Annotated in this window: 7 protein-coding genes and 1 pseudogene; 1 reads left to right on the top strand and 7 read right to left on the bottom strand. The window is 68.7% G+C overall.

Annotation, left to right across the window (positions count from 1 at the left end):
• Positions 1-173: 173 nt before the first annotated feature.
• Complete coding sequence (locus ACFY9S_RS38825; protein WP_391138575.1) at positions 174-806, bottom strand: hypothetical protein; 633 nt, start codon at positions 804-806, stop codon at positions 174-176.
• Between the two features lie 267 nt (positions 807-1,073).
• On the opposite strand from ACFY9S_RS38825, the gene ACFY9S_RS38820 reads away from it, so the two are divergent.
• Positions 1,074-2,939 carry an AAA family ATPase gene (locus ACFY9S_RS38820; RefSeq protein ID WP_391138573.1) on the top strand — a complete coding sequence of 622 codons (1,866 nt, stop codon included), beginning with the start codon at positions 1,074-1,076 and terminating at the stop codon, positions 2,937-2,939.
• Positions 2,940-3,115: 176 nt separating this feature from the next.
• On the opposite strand, the gene ACFY9S_RS38815 is transcribed toward ACFY9S_RS38820, so the two are convergent.
• From ACFY9S_RS38815 to ACFY9S_RS38790, 6 genes and pseudogenes are all read right to left on the bottom strand, one after another.
• Positions 3,116-3,340: a sulfurtransferase TusA family protein gene (locus tag ACFY9S_RS38815; protein ID WP_391138572.1), complete on the bottom strand. Its 225-nt coding sequence runs from the start codon at positions 3,338-3,340 to the stop codon at positions 3,116-3,118.
• An 81-nt stretch (positions 3,341-3,421) separates the two neighbouring features.
• Positions 3,422-4,006 (bottom strand): annotated as a pseudogene (locus tag ACFY9S_RS38810) (MFS transporter); the annotation flags it as partial.
• Between the two features lie 28 nt (positions 4,007-4,034).
• A complete protein-coding gene (locus ACFY9S_RS38805) occupies positions 4,035-4,601 on the bottom strand; it encodes a carboxymuconolactone decarboxylase family protein (RefSeq protein ID WP_391138570.1) in 567 nt (188 codons plus the stop codon).
• Positions 4,602-4,686: 85 nt separating this feature from the next.
• Positions 4,687-5,871 carry an aminotransferase class V-fold PLP-dependent enzyme gene (locus tag ACFY9S_RS38800; protein WP_391138568.1) on the bottom strand — a complete coding sequence of 395 codons (1,185 nt, stop codon included), beginning with the start codon at positions 5,869-5,871 and terminating at the stop codon, positions 4,687-4,689.
• 50 nt (positions 5,872-5,921) lie between these two features.
• Positions 5,922-7,103, bottom strand: coding sequence for an aminotransferase class V-fold PLP-dependent enzyme (locus ACFY9S_RS38795; protein WP_391138566.1), 1,182 nt, complete (start codon positions 7,101-7,103; stop codon positions 5,922-5,924).
• Positions 7,100-7,777 (bottom strand): metalloregulator ArsR/SmtB family transcription factor, encoded by a 678-nt coding sequence (locus tag ACFY9S_RS38790; RefSeq protein WP_391138564.1) that lies wholly within the window; start codon positions 7,775-7,777, stop codon positions 7,100-7,102. Before ACFY9S_RS38790 ends, ACFY9S_RS38795 begins: the two co-directional genes overlap by 4 nt.
• Positions 7,778-7,825 lie beyond the last annotated feature (48 nt).

The following is a 7,825-nucleotide window of genomic DNA, read 5'->3' as shown; positions in this document are numbered from 1 at the left end:
CCGACACCCTCCCCAAACACAACGTCGGGCTTCACGACCACAACGGGTCATGAAGCCCGACGTCACGTTCAGCTCCAGGATTCGCCAACAGTGTCTTGAAGCTGCCGGGGACGAGGCGTTCCGCTTCGACTTCGCCGTGATAGCGATCGGGAACCGCGGATCAGGCGAGGTACTCAGGGGCCTGAGATCGCGGGGCCGGTGATGACATGGTCGCCACTGTCGGGGACGTCGGCGGGCAGTCGCCACGGTCTGTGTCCCAGCGCCTCGCACTCAACCCACAGACGCATGGGGAGCGAACCGTAGTCCCGCCGCCAACGCACCTCCCCGTCCTGACCTTCGTACCAGTCCGGCCTGACGGAGGGATCGACGGCAAGCCTCGTATGGTCAGCCGCTTCGAGAAGGATGGTGCCGGACGTGCGTCCGAGCTGGTCCGCTCTGTCGATGCCGGGTCGGAAGCGGTAGGGACCCCAGATGACCTGAGCACGCGTCTCAGCTGTCGGGCCGCCTGCCAGCTCAACGTCCTGGGAGTGGTCGCGGTCGTCCCGCACGACGAACCGCACTTGGAGTCGTCCAAGGGATGCCGGCCCCTCGAACCTGATGTACAGGTGTGAGCCTCTCTGCTGATTCTCGGATCCCATCCATAGCCGGAGCCTGGGCGTCAGGTCGTTGTGCCAGCGGTCGCGTTCAATCTGGGCGACGGACGAAGCGGTGTGGTTGGCCTCCTTCGAAGCACGCCAGGCGGCGAAGGCTGCGACGCCGCTGAGAGCTGCGGAAGCGGCGGCGATGGACGTGTCTGCGATCCCCATAGGGCTTGACAGTAGCCACACTCAACTGCCTTCTGCGCAGCGGTTTTCTGAGTCTCAAACCGCTGCGCCGGTGTGCAGAGGCTTGCACCGCGGCGCCGGTACGGTCCTCTGCCTACGTGCTGCGCCGGACCGGCAGATGGTCAGCGGCACAGTGATCATCTTGCCCATGTCAGGGATATTTTCAGGCCGGTTGTCACCCCTGCGGCGTAGCGTGATCCCGTTCGTCGACGCTGTTGTCGGCGGCATTGTCAGCACAGGAGAAGCTCGATGCGCCTGCAGTCCGCTCACGTCACCAAGTACAAGAGCATCAACGACTCCACTCGGTTCACCCTCGAAGGCGATATCACCGCCTTCGTCGGTAAGAACGAGTCCGGCAAGACCGCCGCTCTGGAGGCGCTCTACCGTGTGAACCCGCTGTCCAGCGGGCATCCGACGACGTTCGAGGAGCTCCGGGACTATCCGCGGCGTCACCGCTCCCGTGACAAGAACCGGATCGCGCAGGCTCGCCCGGTTACGGCGACGTTCGAGCTGGAGCAGGGCGACATCGACGCCGTGACCAAGGAGTTCGGCCCCAAGGCTTTCACCGCGAAGACGATCACGGTGTACCGCCAGTACGACGTCGACACCCGTTGGTATCTCGACCTCGCCACCGACACGCTGGCCGCTGCGCAGCACCTGGTCGCCAAGGCCGGGCTGGACGCCACCCGGTTCGCCAAGGTCAAGGACGTCGACGCATTCATCGAAGCGCTCCGCGCCGACGAGAACGCCGAAGCTGCGGTTCAGCTCGCCGACGAGCTCGCCGAACGTGATCTGAACGCGGAGATCCGTAAGATCCTGCACCTGCGGCTGCCACGGTTTCAGTACTTCGACGAGTACAACGTGCTGCCCGGCAGCGTCTCGATCGCGCGACTGCAGAGTGTCGAAGAGGACGACCTGGAGCCGGAGGAGCGCACGGCCCTGTCCTTGCTGAAGCTCGCCGCCGTAGAATCCGAGGAGTTCACCAGGGACAACTACGAGAGCCGCAAAGCCGCCCTGGAGGCTGCGGCCAACGAGCTGACCGACCAACTCTTCGAGTACTGGACTCAGAATCCGGACCTCTCGGTAGAGCTCGACATCGAGTTCAAGCAGGCCCCCACACCGCACGAACCGCATCGCACCGAGCCGTGGCTCCACATCCGGATCAAGAACCAGCGGCACCGTGTCACCCTCGGGATGGAAGGCCGGTCGAAGGGCTTCATCTGGTTCTTCTCGTTCCTGGCCGCGTTCTCGGAGTACAGCGACGTCACCCGGCGGCGGGTCATCCTCCTGGACGAGCCGGGCCTGAACCTCCACGCCAAGGCTCAGAACGACCTTCTGCGCTACATCGAGGAACGCCTGGTCCCGCAGCACCAGGTCATCTACAGCACCCATTCCCTGTTCATGATCCAGCCCTCGAAACTGGACCGTTGCCGCACGGTGGAAGACGTCGACAACGACGGCACCCAGGTCAGCCAGGAACTGTGGCGAGCCCGTGCCGACACGGTTTTCCCGCTGCTGGGAGCCATCGGCGTCGACATGACCCAGACGCTGGTGATCGGGCCAAACCAGCTGCTGGTCGAAGGCCCGTCCGACGTCGTGTACCTGACCGTGATGAGCGAGGTTGTGCGTGAAGCCGGCGGCACGCCCCTCAACCCCAACTGGACCATCACCCCAGTCGGCGGGCTCGACAAGGTCCCGTCCTTCGTGTCCCTGCTCGGCAGCAGCGACCTGAGCATCGCGGTGCTGATGGATGTCGCGGGCGGCGGCAACCAGCGCATCGCACAGCTCGTCTCGCGCGGCCTGCTCGACAAGGGCCGTCTGGTCTACCTCACCGAGTTCACCAGCACGAGTGAAGCCGACATCGAGGACCTCTTCAGCCCGAGCTGGTACCTCAAGCTCCTGTCCGCCGCGAAGGTGGGGCGGTTCACCAAGGCGCAGCTCAAGGGAGGCGGTCGAATCATCAGGCAGGTGGAGGCGGCCCACGGGGGCCGGTTCGACCACTACCAGCCGGCCAGCCATCTGATGCGCTCGCCTGGCACGCTGCTGGACCAGATCGACGATGAGACCCGGGCCCGCTTTGAGGCCCTCTTCACACGCCTCAACGCCCTCCTCTGAACGATCGCACCAGCTCCGGTGCCGCTGTTGCGACACACTGCGCGGCACCGGAACTGGTGGGGCTGTCGCTGGGCCGAAGGATGTGTCGCTGTGTAGTTGGCAAAGATGCAGCAGGACAGTTGGCAAGGCGTGGTCACGGACTGTGAGCGAATCCCTCTGAACAAGGGGAGAGGCGGTTACCTGTCGGGACTATCCGCATGCCAGGGGGCGCCGGCTCGGGTGGGGCGTGCGCTGGCGGCGATCCGCAGGGCGTACACAGGCCGTTCGTCGTCAGGGACGGGGCCGAGGTAGTGGTGGCCGGTCATGTGGCACCAGGCGGGCAGGTCGAGCGGGGCTGCCGGGTCGGTGGCGATGACGTGGACGACGGTGCCCGGCTTGGCACCGTCGATCTCCTTGCGCATGCGCAGCAGGAGGGTGACGCAGAGCAGGGCCGGTGCCGTCGACGGTGATGTCGGGCGCGGGGGTTTCGTGGTTCGTGGGGTTCATCGGCGGTATGCGGTGGCGGCGACGGCGGGCAGGAGGGCGAGGGAGAGGGCTCCGCCGGTCAGCGCGAGGGCGGGGTAGCTGGTGGCGGCGACCATGATGCCCGAGGTGATGCCGCCGGTGGCACCGGCGAGGGCGATGGAGACGTCGACCAGTCCTTGTGTCTTGGCGCGGGTAGCCAGCGGGACGGTGTCGGTGATGATCGCAGTGCCCGCCACGAGGCCGAAGTTCCAGCCCAGGCCCAGCAGCGCGAGGGCGAGCGCGAGGAGGGCGACGGAGTCGCCGGGGGCCAGCGCGGCGAGGATACCGGCGGCCAGGAGGGTGATGCCGGAGGCGGCGGCGATCTTCATGCGGCCGTAGCGGTCGATGAGCCAGCCGGTGAGCGGGGAGGGCAGGTACATGGCGCCGATGTGGATGCCGATGACGAGGCCGGAGGCGGCGGTGGAGTGGCCGTGGTCGTGCATGTGGACCGGCGTCATCGTCATGACCGCGACCATGACGAGCTGAGTGAGGACCATGACCAGCGCGCCCAGGACCACGCCTCCACGGCCCTCACTGCTGTCGGCGGCATCGGCGGCGGCCGGGTCGGTGCGGCGGTGGGCAGTGGGTGCGTCAGGGGGTTGTGTTTGCTGGCGGCGTCCACTGCTGGTCGTGCCACGCCGGGTCGACGGGTGTGTGGGTGAGGTGGTTGGTGTAGTTGGACAGGGTCTTCATGCCGACGCCCGGGACGATGTCCAGGATCTGGCGGTGGGTGTGTCCGGCGGCGAGGAAGCCGGCGATGTCCTGCTCGTCGGCCCAGCCGCGCTTGTCGACGATGGCCTGGGTGAGGCGGCGTACGGCTTCCAGTGACGGGTCCTGCAACGTGGTGGCGTTGCGTAGGGCGTTGACGTCGTGTGGGGTGAGACCGGCGCGCAGGGCGAGGGTGGAGTGCGCGGCGACGCAGTGCGGGCAGGCGTTGGCGACGCTCGCGGTGAGCAGGACGACCTGCTGCGCGGGCTTCGGCAGGGAGGAAGCGGCGAACTGCTGGGCCAGGGCGGTGTAGCCGGCCAGGAGTTGCGGGGATTCGGCCATGACGGCGTTGAGGGTGGTGAGGAAACCCATGCGTTCGCGGGCCGCGGCGAGGTGCGGGAGGGCCTCGGCGGGTGCGGTGGCCTCGGCGTGGAGGGGGAAGTCGGTCACGGAAATGGACGCCTTTCGTGCAGAGGTCGTACGGGACGCCCACCGGGCCCTCGTACAGGTCCGGTGGGCGGAAGGAAGAGGGCTGTCAGTCGGTGTCGAGGGCCTTGGCGAGATCGGCGATCAGGTCGTCGGCGTCTTCGAGGCCGACGGACAGGCGGACCATGCTGTCGGCGATGCCGCGCTTGGCGCGCTCGGCCGGGTCCAGGCCGTGGTGGGTGGTGGTGATGGGTTGGGTGACCAGAGACTCGACGCCGCCGAGACTGGGCGCGATGGCGAACAGCCGCAGCCGGTCCACCACCGCGGCGGTCTGGTCGGCGTCCGCGTCCAGGACGGCGCTGAGCATGCCGCCCCCGCCGCGCATCTGCGCGTCCACGATGCGCTTCTGCTCGCCGGTGGCCAGCCCCGGGTAGTGGACGTGGGCCACGCGCGGGTGCGTCTGGAGGAACGCGGCGACGGCCTGTGCGGTGTCGTTCTGGGCACGGACCCGGACGGGCAGGGAGCGGATGGAGCGGGCGAGGAGGAAGGCGGTCTCGGGGGCGATGACCTGGCCGAGGTTCTTGCGCCACCCTGCCACCGGGGCGAGGTGTTCGGCGGGGCCGGTCAGGACGCCGGCGGTCAGGTCGGAGTGCCCGCCGAGGTACTTGGTCGCGGAGTGCACGACGAGGTCCGCGCCGTGGGCGAGGGGGTTCTGGTTGACGGGGGTGGCGAAGGTGTTGTCCACCACCGTCAGCGCGCCGACCGCGCGGGCCTGTTCGGCGATGGCGGCGATGTCGAAGACGGTCAGGGTGGGGTTGGCCGGGGTCTCGAAGAACACGATCCGGGTCCGGCCGGTCAGCACCTCGGGCAGCCGGTCGACCTCGTCGGCGCGCAGGAACGTGGTGGTGATGCCGACCTGCGGCAGGTTGTCGCAGAGGAGCTCGAACGTGCCGCCGTAGACCTCGCCGATACACACGATGTGGTCGCCGGTGCGGCAGTGCGCGAGGAACGTGGCGGCTTTGGCGGCCATGCCGGAGGAGAACGCCAGGGCCTGCTCGGCGCCTTCGAGGTCAGCGAGCTTGGCCTCGGTGGAACGGATGGTGGGGTTGAGGCCGTAGCGGGTGTACAGGTTTCCGGCCTTGCGGCCTTCGACGACGTCCAGGAGGTCGGCGGTGGTGTCGAACGCGAACGTGGAGTGGTTGTAGAGCGGGGTGTGGATGGCCCCTTCGGCGTCGCGGCGTTCGCCGGCGTGGACACTGCGGGTGGACAGTCCGTGCGCGGTGGTCTCGGTCATGCCTCTCCTGCGGTTCGTCGATTCCTCATGCTTCGGGCCGGTCGGCCCGGTCACTGCGCGACAGCCGCCTGGGCGAGTGCCGCTGCCGCCGTCTCGATGTCCTCGGCCGTGGTCCAGCGGCCCAGAGACAACCGCAGCGCACCGAGCGCGCGGTCCCGATCGAGGCCCATGGCGGTCAGCACGGGGGAAGGGGTGTGGGTGCCGCTGTGGCAGGCCGAGCCGGTCGAGGCCGCGATCTGACCGACGGCCGAGAGGAGCTCGTGCCCGAAAACACCGTCGACGCTGACGTTCAGGGTGTTCGGCAGGCGGTTCTTCTCCGGGCCGTTCAGGTGCACACGGCCAGGCAGAGTGGTCGTCAGCCGCTGGTGGAGGTCGTCGCGCAGGGCCGCGATGCGGGCTGGGGCGCCGTCGGCGAGCTCGCCGGCCGCGATCTGTGCGGCGGTGCCGAGCGCGACGGCCAGGGCGACGTTCTCCGTACCCGCGCGCAGGCCGCGCTCTTGCCCGCCGCCGTAGACGACCGGCTCCAGCCGTACCGCGTCGCGTACGAAGAGGGCGGCAGCGCCTTTCGGCGCGTACATCTTGTGTCCCACGACCGTGAGCAGGTCCACGCCCAGCTCGCCGACATCGAGGGGAACCTTGCCTACGGCCTGGGCGGCGTCGCAGTGAAACAGCGCCCCGCGCTCGTGGGCGAGCGCGGCGAGTTCCCTGATCGGCTGCAGGGCGCCGGTCTCGTTGTTCGCCGCCATCACCGACACCAACACCGTGTCCTCGGTGAGCGCGGTGGCCAGGGCGGCCGGGGCGACGAGTCCGTCGCCGTCGACCGGCAGCACGGTCACCCGGGCGCCGTGCAGGCGCTCAAGGGCCCGGCAGGTCTCCAGGACGGCAGGGTGCTCGGTGGCCTGGGTGATCACATGCGGGCGCGGGCGATCGGAGGTCAGGACCGCGCCGCGCAGGGCAAGCAGATCAGCCTCGGACCCCGAGCCGGTGAACACGATCTCGCCAGGCCCGGCACCGATCAGACCGGCGACCTGGGCTCGGGCCTCCGCCAGCGCCCGGCGGGGGGTGTCGGCGTAGGGGTGGCTGCTGGAGGGGTTGCCGAAGAAGTCCGTCAGATACGGCCACATGGCCTCGGTGACGCGTGGGTCGACCGGAGTGGTGGCGTTGTAGTCCAGGTAGACCGGCCCGCCGGCCAGTCCCGGATGCAGGGGGAGGTTGCCGCCCGGGCCGGTCACGTCAAGTCCGAGACGTCGACGGGCAGCTCCGACAGGCGCCACTCCAGCATGCCGTCGTTGAGCCGGATCGCCCGGCGTCCGTGGTCGGTCAGCAGCCGGACCGCGTCGTAGGCCAGGACGCAGTACTCGCCACGGCAGTAGACGACGATCTCCAGGTCCTCGGGCAACTCGTCGATCCGGTCGGCGAGCCCATCGACCGGGATGGAGAGGGCGCCGGGAATGTGCCCGGCCTGGTACTCCTCCACCGGCCGCACGTCGAGCACGACGACGTCCCCGGAGGCGATCCGGACCCGCAGTTCCTCACGGCTGAGCTCGGCGGCACTGTCCTCGCCGAGGTAGGCATCGCGTGCGGCGGGCACGGCGGCCTGGTGGGCTTCGGCGACCTTGCGCAGCAGCGCGAACAGCTGGGCGACGTCGTCACCGGCTAGCCGGTAGTGGATGCGCACGCCTTCACGGCGGGTCGTGACGAACCCGGCCTGCTTGAGCGTCTGGAGGTGCGCGGAGGCGGTGGTCAGGTTCAGCCCGGCGGCCTTCGCCAGCGCGTCGACAGTGCGCTCGCCCTGGGCCAGCAGATCCAGCAGTTCCAGGCGCTTCCCGCTGGCCAGCGCCTTGCCGCTTGCTGCGAACGCGTCGTACAGCCGGGCCTTCGTCATGCTCTTCGTGTTCTCCGACATACCATCCTCCATAAATCCATGGATTATTGTAGTTGAGTCCGGTGGGTG

It is taken from the genome of Streptomyces sp. NPDC012474, from assembly GCF_042955185.1.
Taxonomy (GTDB): domain Bacteria; phylum Actinomycetota; class Actinomycetes; order Streptomycetales; family Streptomycetaceae; genus Streptomyces; species Streptomyces cahuitamycinicus.
The sequence above is the reverse complement of the archived record's forward strand: the minus strand, read 5'-3'. Positions and strand labels throughout refer to the sequence as shown.